This is a genomic window from Pseudomonas sp. LBUM1672, from assembly GCF_059695655.1.
Genome location: NZ_CP166781.1, coordinates 3,941,544 through 3,955,666 on the forward strand (window position 1 = coordinate 3,941,544; position 14,123 = coordinate 3,955,666).

Below are 14,123 nucleotides of genomic sequence, written 5' to 3' on the forward strand. Positions count from 1 at the left end.
GGAAGATGCCTGATGCTTGTGTTGGTTGTCCTTATCGCGGTTTTTGTAGCCTGGAGCTGGCTGAGTTATCCGGCCATCGGTTACTGGCTCTATGACCTGAACATGGCCATGGAGGCCAAGCTGTATCGGCTGCACAAAATCGTCGTACCGATCACGGAAATGACCGTCTCGACCTGGCAAGGCGGGCCGTACGAAGCGTCCAGCAGTGTGCTGATGCTGCACGGCTACAGCGCCGACAAGAACGTCTGGCTGCGCTTCGCCCGGCACTTTGTCGGCAACTATCGAGTCATCATCCCCGACATCGCCGGCCATGGCGAAACCGGGTTCAAGGCCGGTGGCGGCTACGACATTCCGCTGCAGGCCAAGCGGATGATCCAGCTGCTGGACGTGTGCGGGGTCGAGAAAGTCCATGTGATCGGCAACTCGATGGGCGGCTACATCGCCGCGTGGCTGGCGGCGACTTACCCGGACCGGATTGCCTCCGTCGCCCTGATCGACCCGGCTGGCGTCACCGCCCCCGAGGCCAGTGACCTGGAGCGGCATCTGGCCAAGGGGCACAACCCGTTTCTGATTCACTCACGGGAAGAATTCCGGCGTCTCTATGCCATGACCATGGCCGAACCACCGTGGGTGCCCGGCGTGGTGCTGGATGCTATTGCCCAGCGTTATGAACAGAGTCGCGATGAGCTGGAAGAAATCTTCAACGACTTCCGCGCCAGCCCGCCGATGGAGCCCAAACTGCCCGACATCAAGTGCCCGGCGCTGCTGCTGTGGGGGCACAAGGACCGCTTGATCGATGTCAGCAGCGTGGCCGTCTGGAGTAAAGGCATCGCGGATTTGCGCGTGGACATCTGGGACCACATTGGCCATATGCCGATGGTCGAACAACCGGCCAATACGGCGCGGTTGTATGGAGAATTCCTGGGGTCGCTGCGCTCGGAAAGCCGTTCGCACCTGTAACCCCCAGCCTTTAGCAGCTGCCTTGTGGTGAGGGGATTTATCCCCGTTCGGCTGCGAAGCAGTCGTGAATTCAGACAACGCAGTGCATCAGACAGACCGTGCGTTCAGGTTTTGCGACTGCTTCGCAGTCGAACGGGGATAAATCCCCTCGCCACAAGTTGGCAACTGCAGCCAGTTGTGCGTCAGTCCTTGGCAGAATGAAGTCCGTAAGATTCTTCGTTTGTCGGCGTTGCAGAAGGCTGCGATCTTTTCCCACATCCTTCTCGTTACCGCGCCAGGAATTTTTTTCATGAACCACCCAAGCTTCGTCAGCCCTGACCTGATCCGCCAACGCTTCTCTAAAGCGATGTCCGACATGTACCGCGAAGAAGTGCCGCTGTACGGCGCGCTGATGAATCTGGTGGAGCAGACTAACCGCCATGTGCTGGACAGCGATCCGCAGGTGGCCCGTCAACTGAACAGCACCGGCGAAATCGAGCGGCTGGACCTGGAGCGCCACGGCGCGATCCGCGTCGGCACTGCGGGAGAACTGGCCACCCTCGCCCGGCTGTTCGCGGTGATGGGCATGCAACCCGTGGGCTATTACGACCTGACCCCGGCCGGCGTGCCGGTGCACTCCACCGCGTTTCGCGCCGTGCACGAAGCCGCCCTGCAAGTCAGCCCGTTCCGGGTGTTCACCTCACTGCTGCGCCTGGAACTGATCGAAGACCTGGAACTGCGTGCCTTCGCCCAGTCGATGCTGGATAAACGCCAGATCTTCACCCCGACCGCCCTTGCACTGATCGACCGCGCCGAAACCGAGGGCGGTCTGACCGAACAAGAGGCCCAGAACTTCGTCGAACAGGCGCTGGAAACCTTTCGTTGGCACCACAGCGCCACCGTCACCGCCGAGCAGTACCAGAAACTCAGTGCACAGCATCGCCTGATCGCCGACGTGGTGGCGTTCAAAGGCCCGCACATCAATCACCTGACACCGCGCACCCTGGACATCGACATCGTCCAGGCGCAGATGCCCGCCCACGGCATCACGCCCAAAGCCGTCATCGAAGGTCCGCCCCGCCGCCAGTGCCCGATCCTGCTGCGCCAGACCAGTTTCAAGGCGCTCGACGAGCCGATCGCTTTCACCGATCAAGCCGAGACGCGTGGCAGCCACAGCGCGCGATTCGGTGAAATCGAGCAGCGTGGCGCCGCGCTCACTCCAAAAGGCCGGGCGCTTTATGACCGTTTGCTCAACGCTGCCCGCGATGAACTGAAGGACTTTCCCAACGAGGCCAATGCCGCACGCTACAACGCGCTGATGGCGCAGCACTTCAGCGAATTCCCTGACACCTACGAAGGCATGCGCCAACAGGAACTGGCGTACTTTCGCTACTTCCTCACGGAAAAAGGCCAGACGGCAGATGAGCTGAAATCGTTACCGCTGGAAGAACTGCTCAGCGGCGGCTATTTGCGGGTTGAACCGTTGGTGTACGAGGATTTTCTGCCGGTCAGCGCGGCGGGGATTTTTCAGTCGAACCTGGGGGATGCAGCGCAGGTGAATTATGGCGTGCATTCGAACCAGCAGGCGTTTGAACAGGCGCTGGGGCGGCCGACCATTGACGAACTGGGTTTGTATGCCGAGACGCAGCGGCGTTCGATCGAACAGTGTTTTGCCGCGTTGACTCCCGCTATCTAAGGCGCGACACGGACCTGTAGCAGCTGGCGAAGCCTGCGTTCGGCTGCGAAGCAGTCGTAAACCGGTAAACGCGGTTTATCTGACGAACCGCAGCGCCTGATTTCACGACTGCTTCGCAGCCGAACGCAGGCTTCGCCAGCTGCTACAGGTCCGGTGTTTAGGCCAGTTTTGCCAACAACGCCTCAGCCGCAGCCTCGGACGACGCCGGGTTCTGGCCGGTGATCAGCAGGCCATCGGTGAGCACATAACTGGCCCAATCCGCGCCCTTGGAATACTCACCGCCCTTCTCCTTCAGCATGTCCTCCACCAGAAACGGCACGACCTTCGTCAGTTGCACCGCCTCTTCCTCAGAATTGGTGAAACCCGTGACTCGCTTGCCTTTGACCAATGGCTGGCCATCCGCACCTTTGACATCACGCAACACACCCGGCGCATGGCAGACCGCCGCGACCGGTTTGCCCGCCTTGATGAACGCTTCGATCAGCGAGATCGAATAGCTGTCTCCGGCCAAGTCCCACAGTGGACCGTGACCGCCGGGATAAAACACGGCGTCGTAATCCTCGGGTCTGACGGTGCTCAATACAGCCGTCGAAGCCAATGCGGACTGCGCCGCGGAATCTTTGCGAAAGCGATCAGTGGCAGCCGTCTGCGCGTCCGGCTCGTCGCTTTTCGGGTCCAGCGGCGGCTGACCACCCTTGGGCGAGACCAGGGTCAGTTGAGCGCCGGCGTCCTTGAACGCAAAGTACGGTGCGGCGAATTCTTCCAGCCAGAAGCCGGTTTTCTTACCCGTATCACCCAATTGATCGTGGGACGTTAAAACCATCAGGATTTTCATGTCGTTCTCACTCCACTTCCAGGTTGTTCGGACGCTCGACGGCGCTGTTTTTATGGACCACCCAGCCCGTCGATTCGTTGCACCGGATGCCACATGCCTTTCAGTGATGGCGCAAAGCCTTGCTGCGCAAGAAGTTGCGCACCCCTTGTGTCGAATGGCCTTCGCGAGGCGCTGATCGCCCGGCCTGTCAGGCCTTCCAGTCGAGTGCGCAAGAAGTTGCGCAGTGGTGCGCAAGTTCTTGCGCACATTCCTTCGTATTGCTGATTGGCTATCTTTTCAAGGTTCTACAAACAACCACAAACACCTGATTTATATAGCTTTGTTCATTTCTGGCACGGACCTTGATAACAGTCAGGCACCCACCGGGCGATACCGCCTCCCGGGCACTCTTACTTTACTCAGCAAGGAGCACATCCATGGCTACTCCAGCGTACATGTCCGTCACTGGCGAAAAACAAGGTCTGATCACCGCCGGCGCATTCACCGCCGACTCGGTTGGCAACACTTACCAAGAAGGTCACGAAGACCAGGTCATGGTTCAGGCTTTCAGCCACGACGTGATCATCCCGCGTGACCCACAGTCCGGCCAGCCAACCGGTCAGCGCGTACACAAGCCAGTCGTGATCACCAAGGTCTACGACAAGGCTTCGCCACTGCTGCAAGCCGCTCTGACTTCCGGCGAGCGCATGAGCGAAATCGTTATCCAGTGGTACCGCACTTCGGCTCAAGGTACCCAAGAGCATTACTACACCACCAAACTGGAAGACGCGATCATCGTCGCCATCAACAACAAAATGCACAACTGCCAGGATCCGTCGAACTCGCACTTCACTCACCTGGAAGAAGTGCAATTCACCTACCGCAAAATCACCTGGACCCACGAAGTATCCGGTACTTCGGGTTCCGATGACTGGCGTATGCCGGTCGCCTAAGTCAGGCTGACCGTCACAAGCATCGGCCAGCTCTGCTGGTCGATGTTGTTTCCGCCCTTCCAGAATTTCGCGTCCGTTGACCCGGTTTCCGGGTGTCAGCGCATGCCGCAGCACTGCACGAGGAACAAGGGATGTTCGCGCCGGCCAATCAAACCCACTTTGCCCTGACCATCGAAGGTCTTTCCAGCGACTTTCAGGTCTTATCCCTGCAAGGTCGGGAAGCCATCAGCCAGCCTTTTGTGTTTGAGGTGGAGCTGGTCAGTGAACAGCCGTCCCTGGACCTCGAGACCCTGCTGCACAAACCGGCCTTCTTGCAGCTCTCGCCTGACGGCAGCGGCATCCATGGCCAGATCTATCGCGCCGCCCAGGGTGATTCCGGCAAACGCCTGACCCGCTACGCGGTGACCCTGCGCCCGCAACTGTCCTACCTGGCGCACCGCATCAACCAGCGCATCTTCCAGAACCTCAGCGTGCCGAAAATCATCGGCACGGTCCTCGAAGAGCACGGCATCCAAAGCAATGCCTATGAATTCAAAGTCGGGGCGATCTATCCCGAGCGCATTTACTGCGTTCAGTACGATGAGTCGGACCTGCAATTCATCCAGCGCCTGTGCGAGGAGGAAGGTATCCACTACCACTTCCAGCACAGCGCCACGGCCCACAAACTGGTGTTCGGCGATGACCAGACGGTGTTCCCGAAACTCGCACCCGTGGCCTACCAGCAAGACTCCGGCATGGTCGCCAACAACCCGGTGATCAAGCGCTTCGACCTGCGCCTGGAAACCCGCACCAGCCGCACCACCCGCCGCGACTACGACTTCGAAAAGCCGCGCCTGACCCTCGAAAGCGAAAACCGCGGCGACGCCCTGCCCGACCTCGAAGACTACGACTACCCCGGTCGCTTCATCGACCGCGAGCGCGGCAAACACCTGGCCAAGCGCAACCTGGAACGCCACCGCAGCGACTTTCAGCTGGCCGAAGGCAAAAGCGATCAACCGTTGCTGGTCAGCGGCCACTTCCTGGCCCTGACCCAACACCCGAAAGCCAAATGGAACGACCTGTGGCTGCTGACCGAAGTCCTACATGAAGGCAAACAACCGCAGGTGCTGGAAGAGTCGGTGACCAGCGACACCACCCGCCTCAAGGGCGATTTCCACCAGGGTTACCGCAACCGCTTCCAGGCCACGCCATGGGACGTGCCGAACCGCCCGCCGCTGACGCAAAAGAAGCCGCGCATCCTCGGCAGCCAAAGCGCCGTGGTCACCGGACCTAAAGGTGAAGAGATCCACTGCGACCAGTACGGCCGCGTCAAAGTGCAATTCCACTGGGACCGCGAAGGCCAGGCCGACGACAAGACCAGCTGCTGGCTGCGCGTCTCCTCCGCCTGGGCCGGCGCCCACTACGGCGGCATCGCCATCCCGCGGATCGGCATGGAAGTGCTCGTCACCTTCCTCGAAGGCGACCCCGACCAACCGCTGATCAGCGGCTGCCTGTACCACAAGGAAAACGTCGTCCCCTACCCGCTGCCGGCGAACAAAACCCGCAGCACCTTCAAAACCTTGAGTTCCAAGGGTGGTGGCGGCTTCAACGAACTGCGCATCGAAGACAAAAAAGGCCAGGAACAAATCTTCCTGCACGCCCAGCGCGACTGGGACGAAAACATCGAACACGACCAGAAAATCCGCGTCGGCAACGAACGCCACGACACCGTCGAGAAAAACAGCTACAGCGAATTCAAGGCCGAAGAACACCACACCGTCTACGCCGACCGCAAAGTAGAGGCACGCGCCAACGACCACCTGACCGTGGGTGTGAACCAGCACATCAAGATCGGCACCGGTCAGTTCATTGATGCCGGCCAGGAAATCCACCTGAGCAGCGGCATGAAAGTCGTGTTGGAAGCCGGCAGTGAACTGACCCTGATCGGCGGTGGCAGCTTTATCAAGATCGATGCTGGCGGCGTGACGCTGAGTGGGCCGGTGATCAACATGAACTCCGGGGGTGGGCCGGGTAGCGGGACGGGGGCGGCGCCGTTGTTGCCGGGGGTGTTGAAGCAGGCGGATGCGGATAAGCCAGGTATGCCTATCGAGGCATTGGTAAAACAGAACATGGTGTTCAGGCAGACACCGTCGGGGGTTTGTGAAGTCTGCGAGGCAGCAAAAGCAGCACAAGAGGTGCAGAAATGACCAACAGCAATTGCCGCTATGGATTTCTGCTGATGGATGGTGCGCATTTGGAAGATGCTGTGGCTTGGCTCTATCAAAAATACCCAAGCCACCAGCCGATGCCCCTGCTGCTCGGAACGCCTTACGAACCCATTGCCGAAGCTGGGCCCATACTGCTCGACGCCCCGATGGGTAGTCCCGCTTATCAAGCGTGGTCGCATGCGGACGGAAACCTGAGTAACGGGATATGGCTGCAAACTCAGCAATCGGCTAGCCAAGTATTCAATACGTTACAACGGCGCATCCGAATCTACTCACCGGATCGACGAGAATTTTGGCTGCGCTTGGGTGATGCAACGCCGATGCGTCAAGCGTGGCTTGCAGGCGCGGTCTGGCCAATCGGGTTTTGGCATGGGATTGATTGCGTGTGGGTCAATCATGAAGGCAGTGCAAAACGTGCGTGGGCTAATGAAACACCCAAGGAAGATTGTGCCCCCATCGATAGCGGCATCAACGCGCAGATCGTTTTAACCTGGCCGTTGCTTGAGGCATTGGCTTCTGACACCGATACATCACAGGAAGTCGTGTAATGACCCAACCTGCGCCTGCAAAACCAGAATTCAAACCGGCCGGCTGCCCATTACTCACCGCCGTGATACCACTACGTTACGCCATTGGCCCAACGCCCAGCCTTGATGTCAGCGCAATGAATTTGCCGCCGCTCAACGGCAACTTTCCCGAGCTGGGTGACAAGAACGCGGTTACTCGTGGCAAGCCACTGAATTATGTCGCGCGCTTCCTCCGCAACGGTTTCCTCTACGTATGGCAAACCTCCCCGGCAAAGCTCGTCGAGTTCACTGTCGAAAATACGACGCTGCAAGAAACCGTGCGCGGCGGAAAAGTCATCGATAAGAGTAAAAAACCTTATTTGATGCTGCCAGCTGGGACACCGGCGATGCTCGCTTGGTCGCCAACGCAGTGGACCGATCAACAGTTCGCGGCTGCTAAATCAAAAGCCAGCACCCGCACGCGGGTGATGCGTGCGTTTACACCTGGCGCCGCCCCCGCCAGCGGTAAAGCAGAGGGCATCTACGACTTCATTGGCGATTACAAAGAGCCGGAAGGTTTTCAATGGAGTTGTGAGTCCTCTACCAAAAATGCACCCAAATGGCAGCCAACATTGGAGTCGATGAAACGCTGTGAGCAGCAAGCATATGTCATTGCTGATGATGCGTGGGGTGTCTGGCACGACCTGGCTTTGCTAATCCGGACACAGCAAAAAACTTTTGAGGATCTGCGTAAAAAAAGTGCTGAAGACTGGGCCATTGCTGGAACTCTAAAATCAATGGGAGAAAATGATCCAAAGCTCAAACAACTGCTACCCGGTGCAACTCGTTATTCAGAATTGCAAAAAATCTGGACACAGCAAGAATCTGCGGAAAAGCAATTTACCACTGATATAAGACGTCACTCCATACTCTGGGACGACTGGTTCAAAACAAGACGCAGCAAAGGTCCTTCCTCGCTAGATACCGCGGCTGGTCATTACGACATTACTAATCCTGCAAAGCGTGTCGAGCTTGAATTGAACTTTGCATCCGCCTGCTTAGGAGCATCTATTTGCAGCGTCAGCGCTAAATCTATAGGGGAAGCGCTAGACCCTCAAAAGGAGACAACGGGTAGTCCCTGGTTGCTTTGGGCATTGCTAGGATTGGGTCAGCGACTTGGCATTGGAGAAGTGAAATCACTTGTCGATGTATCGGATGGCATAAGAGATAACACCGCCAACATTGGCAAGGTCGCGGCAAGCATGGGCAGAGCACTGGATCTGTCGGCGATGATTAACAATGTGGCGAACAAACTGACGCTTCGAAATCCCGCTCCCGCGACAGAGGCCCTTTTTGTTTCATTGGCACCTGTCGCAGGAATCGAACTGCATAACAATTCCAAACCTCCGAGCAGCGTAGCCAAACTCTTTATGGGAGCAGTTTTAGGCCGAAGCGGTCAGCGAATGGAAACTGCTCAAGTAACGAATAAGCAGATTGGCGAGTGGTTGAGCGACCTGATGGAAACCCGTCCAGCGAAGCCAATCGGCAAACTGAATTTAACGCCAGTAGCGTCTGCCATTCAGGATGCTCTACCCTTTTTTATTTTGGTACCAGCAGCGTCAACCACCACTGGTGGAAGTAAGCTTCCATCCATTTCCGGATTGGTCAACCCGGAAACCAATCTAAAAAGTCTCCTTGATCTGAGTAAGGATGGACTAAACAAGGCACCTGTAAAGTGTGTTGTGGCACTAATGGCTGGTATCAATTTTGGCTGGAGCATAGCAGCGCTTGCCAAAGAACAAACAGCGAAAAACTACATCAGCTTCGCTGGATCTATCGTTGGATCTGGCGCAGCTCTGACCGCAGTCTGGCAACGGGTAGCTGAGGTAAATTGGGAGTCCATTGTGGCGTCAACTGGCAAAGAATCTGTCAGTTCACGCGTGGCTTTGACCAAAGTTATGGGATTGGCTGCGAACGCGGCAATTTTGCAATCAATTGTGTCTGGCCTTGATGTGATCGTATACGGAATCGAAGCTTTGGATGCGTTTCGATCGGGGGATTTTGATACAGCCGGCATCAACGCTGGACTTGGTGTGGCCTCTGGTGCAAATCTTGCGGTGTATGTTCAGACCTTCAGGGCTGTCCGCGCCGCGAGAGCGGCCGTGATCCTAGGTGAAGCAGCGGCAGTTGGTGGCGCTGTAAGCCGAGGCCCCCATCTAGCTCTCACAGCACTTGGGATATCAATTTTAATAATAGGAGGGTTGTGGGCACGTCTTTATACCCAAGACACTCCGTTAGAAAAGTGGATTAAGGGTACAAAATACGGATCAAGTCCTGCAGAATGGTCAAAAAGTTATGAAGAATCCATGTTGGAACTTTACAAAGTCATTTTCCCTATTAGCTTCGACGCTTATCGGCTGAACGAGCTGAATCCGTATAGGGGTATGGTTGAAAGCACCTATTTAATCCTCCGATTGCCTGGTAAAAACACGCTTACCGATGACATGATAATCTTCGAAGGGGAAGAGGTTTGGGGAGGGATTTTCGGCTATGGAGGAAAGCGTGAAAAAGTCAAATGGACCGGAAATAGTTTCGACCGACACGAAGGTACACGTGTAAAAACAGAAGCTGGTGTCGCAACGTACAGACGCGTTTACCATACGGATCAAGAAGGTAGAGCATTGAATAGCATTAGCGGCAAACTGTCCTACTCACCGATGGAGGGGATGACCTTACCCTCCATCGAAATTAAGGATATAGCATGGCTTTGAAAGATATCATTCAAGAAGCGCGTACCAAATATGGCGAAGCGTCCAGTGTCGTTCTGACGGCAAATGAGCCCACCGGGCAAGCTCCGATGGAGCTCTTTATTACAGATGAACATACAGAAAACTATTTATCACTAAAAACCAGCTCCGATACTGATCGTGGTCTGATCACTGGGTTGATGGCCCTAGGAGCTGTTCCTTGCCTACTCATGGCTATTTGGTTTTTTTCTACAGGAAAAATTGAGGGCGGAGTAAACGGCCTTTTAGTTGGTATGCCGATGCTTCTGATTCCATTTTTCTGGGAAATTCTCCGCCCACTCCCTCTACCGGTATTGTTTAACCGACGCACTAAAGAGATTTATTTCGACAATAACGGCGAACTATTTCACTCACCATGGAATGTAGCCCAAGCTGTTGCTTGCGAGTTTCAGATGATCGGCCCTTATACAGCAGGAATAAACAATGCATCTCTTGAAGTGGTCGTCCAACAATTCGACAATCCTCAAAATATGCTCATGGTTAGTCTTGGCAGCCCCACAGGAAAAACACTCGACATGCAAAAAGGATTTTGGGAGTACATCCGATCCTACATGAATAACGGGCCTTGGTTTGACAAAACCGGTACTCACAGCCAGTCTGACGCCTTCGTTAAAAGCCAGCTAGAAGCAAATTTAAAGCAATCTGAATTTCTAAAACACACACGTCAGACTATTGCTGAAAAAAGATCCGCCTCCGCAGGAAGAAACTACCTTAGCGGTATTGATTTTGTAATGCTTTTAGCAAACTTATTCTTTTATCCTTCAAGTCGCATTCAAGATTTCACCTACAGCATTGCCAAACGTAGGTCCCGTAATCGCTGGCCGAAAATCGTACTTGAGCGTTTACAGTCAGATGGGCCAACTACGAAACTGACTGATATTGAGAAGAGGAAATAAAAATTAAGCGACGCTCTGTAGTTATCCGACTTTTCGATTGACTTTGCATGCCATCCAAACCTGAACAGCAGGTCGAACTTGACTTCAGAGATCATCGCCCCATAGCGGGAGATACTCGTCGCTTTGCCACAGGTGAAGCATTATTCCTCTCCCCGCTTCCGGTACCAACGGGCAACGCGCCCATGGATTTTGGCGGAAGTTTTGTTGAGGTGAATGACACATTCCTCGACGTAGGCAGTAGTAATTTCGGCAAGGCTTTCCAAGCTAGGGCAATGATTGGGCTCGGTATGATGTTCATTTTCTCATGCCTGATTGTTCTGCCTTTGCTTGCAGGATCTACTACCTGGGGAAACCCATTTTCCGAGTCCTTTTGGGACAGAACAGCAGGCATGTTCCATTTCGGTGTGACCTTTAGTATTTGGGGAGGAGGAATAGCGGCGCTCTTGGGTACTTACGTTATCTTGAGCACTACCAGAGCGAAGTCGCGCACCCGCCCTATTAGATTCAACCGCCAACGTAGTGAAGTCTGTTTCTTTCCCGAATGAAAAATAGGGGACAGATTTATTTTCTACGCAATCACGAAAATAAATCTGTCCCCTTTTGGTTTTTTCAACCTCGACGACCAACAAAACTGGATGCTGCATAGCTGCTGGGGCAAAGAGAATAAAAACTGGGATATGGATGCCCACAAGCAAGGCCTGGCGGAGTCCAATCTCAGACCAGTTATTACTGACTTAGGTCTTAGCGAAAAAAACAAGGGAACTACTCCCGTACGCACACTGCTCTTGACATTCCCAGGATTAAGCTTAGAAGAACTAAAAGAGCATCCAATTCGGGTTCAAGCTGAGCTATCTGCGCAACTGAATCGTAACGCCGCAGATGTGGGTATTGATGTCAGAGATGGATTAAGCTTAGCAAATATTAACCCCCTTATCGCTCGGCTCGTCGTACCTGAAAACTGGTGCGGTGAGCAATCTCAACTTAAACTGCGATTGAGTGTTCAGCCTGACATTGCGAATGCCCCCCTGAAAGCTACGGACGAATACCTGTATTACCCCGTATCTTTAAGTTTTCTTGGGGCTGGAAAAAATAGCGTCGTTAATGGCGAGCCATCCGTCCAAGCCAGTCGAACACCATTGCAGTGGGTCGACGTGAAACCGGAGCATCTACATGCTTGAAAACAAATATCATCGGCTGCCTCACGCAGGTGATGTCGAGAGAGAACCGGGGACTGAGATAGTCTATTTATCACCAAAACCGGTACCGACCGGAGTGCTACCTTTCAGTGCGCGCCAACTGCACCGCTATGCCAATGAAGTTTTCTTAGACTTTGCCATCTCCCGAGGAAGTTTTGAGTTTATGGCCCGAGCAGGAATTGGGGCGGTGATGTTCCTGTTAATTTTTCTTTTTTTTACAACGGGGTTTGGGTCTTGGATAAGAAGAGATGTAGAGCCGTTTTGGAGTAGTTGGCTTGATTTCTTTACAAGCATTGCGGTTTGGGGTTTTGTGGGAGCACTTGCAACTCTTTACCTTTGCGTATTTTTCTTTGCAATTCGCCAAGCCAGCAATCAACCTCCCATACGCTTCAATCGCCAACGTCGGGAAGTTGTTTATGTTCCCAAGAAGGGAATGTCCCCTCGTTATGTGCCGTGGGAAGAGGTTATCGCGAGCGTTTCAGTTAGCAAGCTGATCACTCAATATGCTGTAATCCCCGAGTTCAAACTAATGATCGGACTTCGCGACAAAAATGGCGATGTGCTTTGGGTCAGTGTTCCAAGTGGAAATTTGAACCAAGCCATAGCTGAGTGGGAGGCCATACGTGTCTATATGGAGGAAGGGCCTCAAGCGTTACCCATGGAGCAATCAGATGAATTCGAAGCAGGATCAGTCGCGTATTTCCATATGTGTAGACAAGGATACCGTTCTCATCATTCATTCCTACGGTATATCTGGGGATTTTTGATTATTCAGTTTTTCAGTGGCTGGACGATACCTTGTTACATCGCAGCCTGGATCAATAACCGCCCCAAAGCCGCCTTCCCTAAAGAAATCCTGGAATGGTCAAGACCTCTCCCCCTCGAGCAACACGCTATGCCAAGCGAAGCGTTGCTCAAGGAGAGCGCCGAAATCAGGAAGGCCTTCGCCAAAGGTCAGAACCTGTTGGATTACTTCAAGGTGAAGTTTGCAGAGCCATCTCGCGAGCCCGAGTCCATCAATTGATGAATAGTGCCTTTGACGATAAATACGACCGACTTCCTCACGCCGGAGACTTCGAAAAAAAATCCGGCATTGAAGTGGTTTATATTTCGCCACGGCCCATCCCCACAGGAATGCCACCGTTTAGTGCACGTCAACTGCATCGTAATGCGAACAAAACTTTTCTGGACTTCGCTATCGGGCAAGGTAATTTTGAATTTATGGCACGAACCGGCATCGGCTCAATAACGCTAATCGTGACATTATTATTCTTTTTCTCGGGATTTGCGTCTTGGATTAGAAGATATGAAGAACCTTTCCTTTATGCTTGGTTGAAATTTTTCTTCAACCCCGTGCTGTGGTCGATTATCGGAGCAATCTCTCTAACATACATTTATTTTTTCTTTCAGGCAGCTCGCCAAGTATCTATTCACCCACCCATCCGTTTCAATCGAGAGCGTCGCGAAGTTGTATTTATCCTAAAAAAAGGCGACAAACCGCGCTTTGTACCTTGGGAGGAAGTCATTGTTTGCGTATCTGTTGGAAAGCTCATTACTCAATATTCAGTAATGCCTGAATTTAAATTACTGATTGGCTTAAGAGATGCCAACACAGGTGATGTGCTGTGGTCTGTGATCCCCAGTAGCAACTTGAGTCTTGCCGTTTCTGAGTGGGAGGCAATTCGTGTCTATATGGAGGAAGGAATGGTTTCCTTACCACCAGATCAATCAGATGAGCTTGAGGAAGGTACTGTCGATTTTTTCCATCTATGCCGTCGCAGCTACCGTGCGGATCACTCCTTCGTACGTTACGCCTGGGGCTTTTTGACGATCCAGTTTTTCAGCGGTTGGACGTTGCCCTGCCACATCTCTGGCTGGGTAAACAATCGGCCTAAAGCAGGGTTCCCTAAAGAAGTCCTCGACTGGTCAAAACCTCTACCCGCCGACCAGCATGCTATGCCGAGTGAAGAACTGCTCAAAGAAAGCGCCGAGATCCGGAAGGCCTTCACCAAAGGTCAGAATCTGTTGGATTACTTCAAGGTGAAATTTGCCGAACCGAACCAAGAGACTGAGGCCACCACCTGATGAGCCGTTTTGTTGAAGCATAAT

The 14,123-nt window shown here is 53.8% G+C and carries 12 protein-coding genes; 11 read left to right on the plus strand and 1 reads right to left on the minus strand.

Features of this window, described 5'->3' with window-relative positions:
* Window positions 1-12: 12 nt before the first annotated feature.
* Both ACA053_RS17960 and hglS read left to right on the plus strand, forming a co-directional pair.
* On the plus strand, window positions 13-960 hold the full coding sequence (locus tag ACA053_RS17960; protein WP_109632851.1) for an alpha/beta fold hydrolase: 948 nt from the start codon (window positions 13-15) through the stop codon (window positions 958-960).
* Between the two features lie 289 nt (window positions 961-1,249).
* Window positions 1,250-2,635 carry a 2-oxoadipate dioxygenase/decarboxylase HglS gene (gene hglS / locus ACA053_RS17965; RefSeq protein ID WP_497393297.1) on the plus strand — a complete coding sequence of 462 codons (1,386 nt, stop codon included), beginning with the start codon at window positions 1,250-1,252 and terminating at the stop codon, window positions 2,633-2,635.
* Between the two features lie 157 nt (window positions 2,636-2,792).
* Here the strand turns inward: hglS and ACA053_RS17970 are convergent, their stop codons facing one another.
* The gene (locus ACA053_RS17970) at window positions 2,793-3,470 is read right to left on the minus strand and encodes a type 1 glutamine amidotransferase domain-containing protein (RefSeq protein WP_109632854.1); all 678 of its coding nucleotides are present in this window, start codon (window positions 3,468-3,470) and stop codon (window positions 2,793-2,795) included.
* Window positions 3,471-3,886: 416 nt separating this feature from the next.
* On the opposite strand from ACA053_RS17970, the gene ACA053_RS17975 reads away from it, so the two are divergent.
* The 9 genes from ACA053_RS17975 to ACA053_RS18015 all read left to right on the plus strand — a co-directional run bounded on the left by ACA053_RS17975 (window position 3,887) and on the right by ACA053_RS18015 (window position 14,099).
* Window positions 3,887-4,402 carry an Hcp family type VI secretion system effector gene (locus tag ACA053_RS17975; protein ID WP_010455578.1) on the plus strand — a complete coding sequence of 172 codons (516 nt, stop codon included), beginning with the start codon at window positions 3,887-3,889 and terminating at the stop codon, window positions 4,400-4,402.
* A 131-nt stretch (window positions 4,403-4,533) separates the two neighbouring features.
* Complete coding sequence (locus ACA053_RS17980; RefSeq protein ID WP_497393298.1) at window positions 4,534-6,588, plus strand: type VI secretion system Vgr family protein; 2,055 nt, start codon at window positions 4,534-4,536, stop codon at window positions 6,586-6,588.
* Entirely contained in the window at window positions 6,585-7,157 is a 573-nt protein-coding gene (locus tag ACA053_RS17985; protein ID WP_497393299.1) for a DUF4123 domain-containing protein, read from the plus strand. Before ACA053_RS17980 ends, ACA053_RS17985 begins: the two co-directional genes overlap by 4 nt.
* Complete coding sequence (locus ACA053_RS17990; RefSeq protein ID WP_109632858.1) at window positions 7,157-9,886, plus strand: toxin VasX; 2,730 nt, start codon at window positions 7,157-7,159, stop codon at window positions 9,884-9,886. The genes ACA053_RS17985 and ACA053_RS17990 overlap by 1 nt, the downstream gene beginning before the upstream one ends.
* Window positions 9,877-10,818, plus strand: coding sequence for a hypothetical protein (locus tag ACA053_RS17995; RefSeq protein ID WP_109632860.1), 942 nt, complete (start codon window positions 9,877-9,879; stop codon window positions 10,816-10,818). The genes ACA053_RS17990 and ACA053_RS17995 overlap by 10 nt, the downstream gene beginning before the upstream one ends.
* Window positions 10,819-10,865: 47 nt before the next feature.
* Complete coding sequence (locus ACA053_RS18000; protein ID WP_497393300.1) at window positions 10,866-11,363, plus strand: hypothetical protein; 498 nt, start codon at window positions 10,866-10,868, stop codon at window positions 11,361-11,363.
* A 90-nt stretch (window positions 11,364-11,453) separates the two neighbouring features.
* The gene (locus ACA053_RS18005) at window positions 11,454-11,996 is read left to right on the plus strand and encodes a hypothetical protein (RefSeq protein WP_497393301.1); all 543 of its coding nucleotides are present in this window, start codon (window positions 11,454-11,456) and stop codon (window positions 11,994-11,996) included.
* Window positions 11,989-13,038, plus strand: coding sequence for a DUF6708 domain-containing protein (locus ACA053_RS18010; RefSeq protein ID WP_497393302.1), 1,050 nt, complete (start codon window positions 11,989-11,991; stop codon window positions 13,036-13,038). Before ACA053_RS18005 ends, ACA053_RS18010 begins: the two co-directional genes overlap by 8 nt.
* The gene (locus ACA053_RS18015) at window positions 13,038-14,099 is read left to right on the plus strand and encodes a DUF6708 domain-containing protein (RefSeq protein WP_497393303.1); all 1,062 of its coding nucleotides are present in this window, start codon (window positions 13,038-13,040) and stop codon (window positions 14,097-14,099) included. Before ACA053_RS18010 ends, ACA053_RS18015 begins: the two co-directional genes overlap by 1 nt.
* Window positions 14,100-14,123 lie beyond the last annotated feature (24 nt).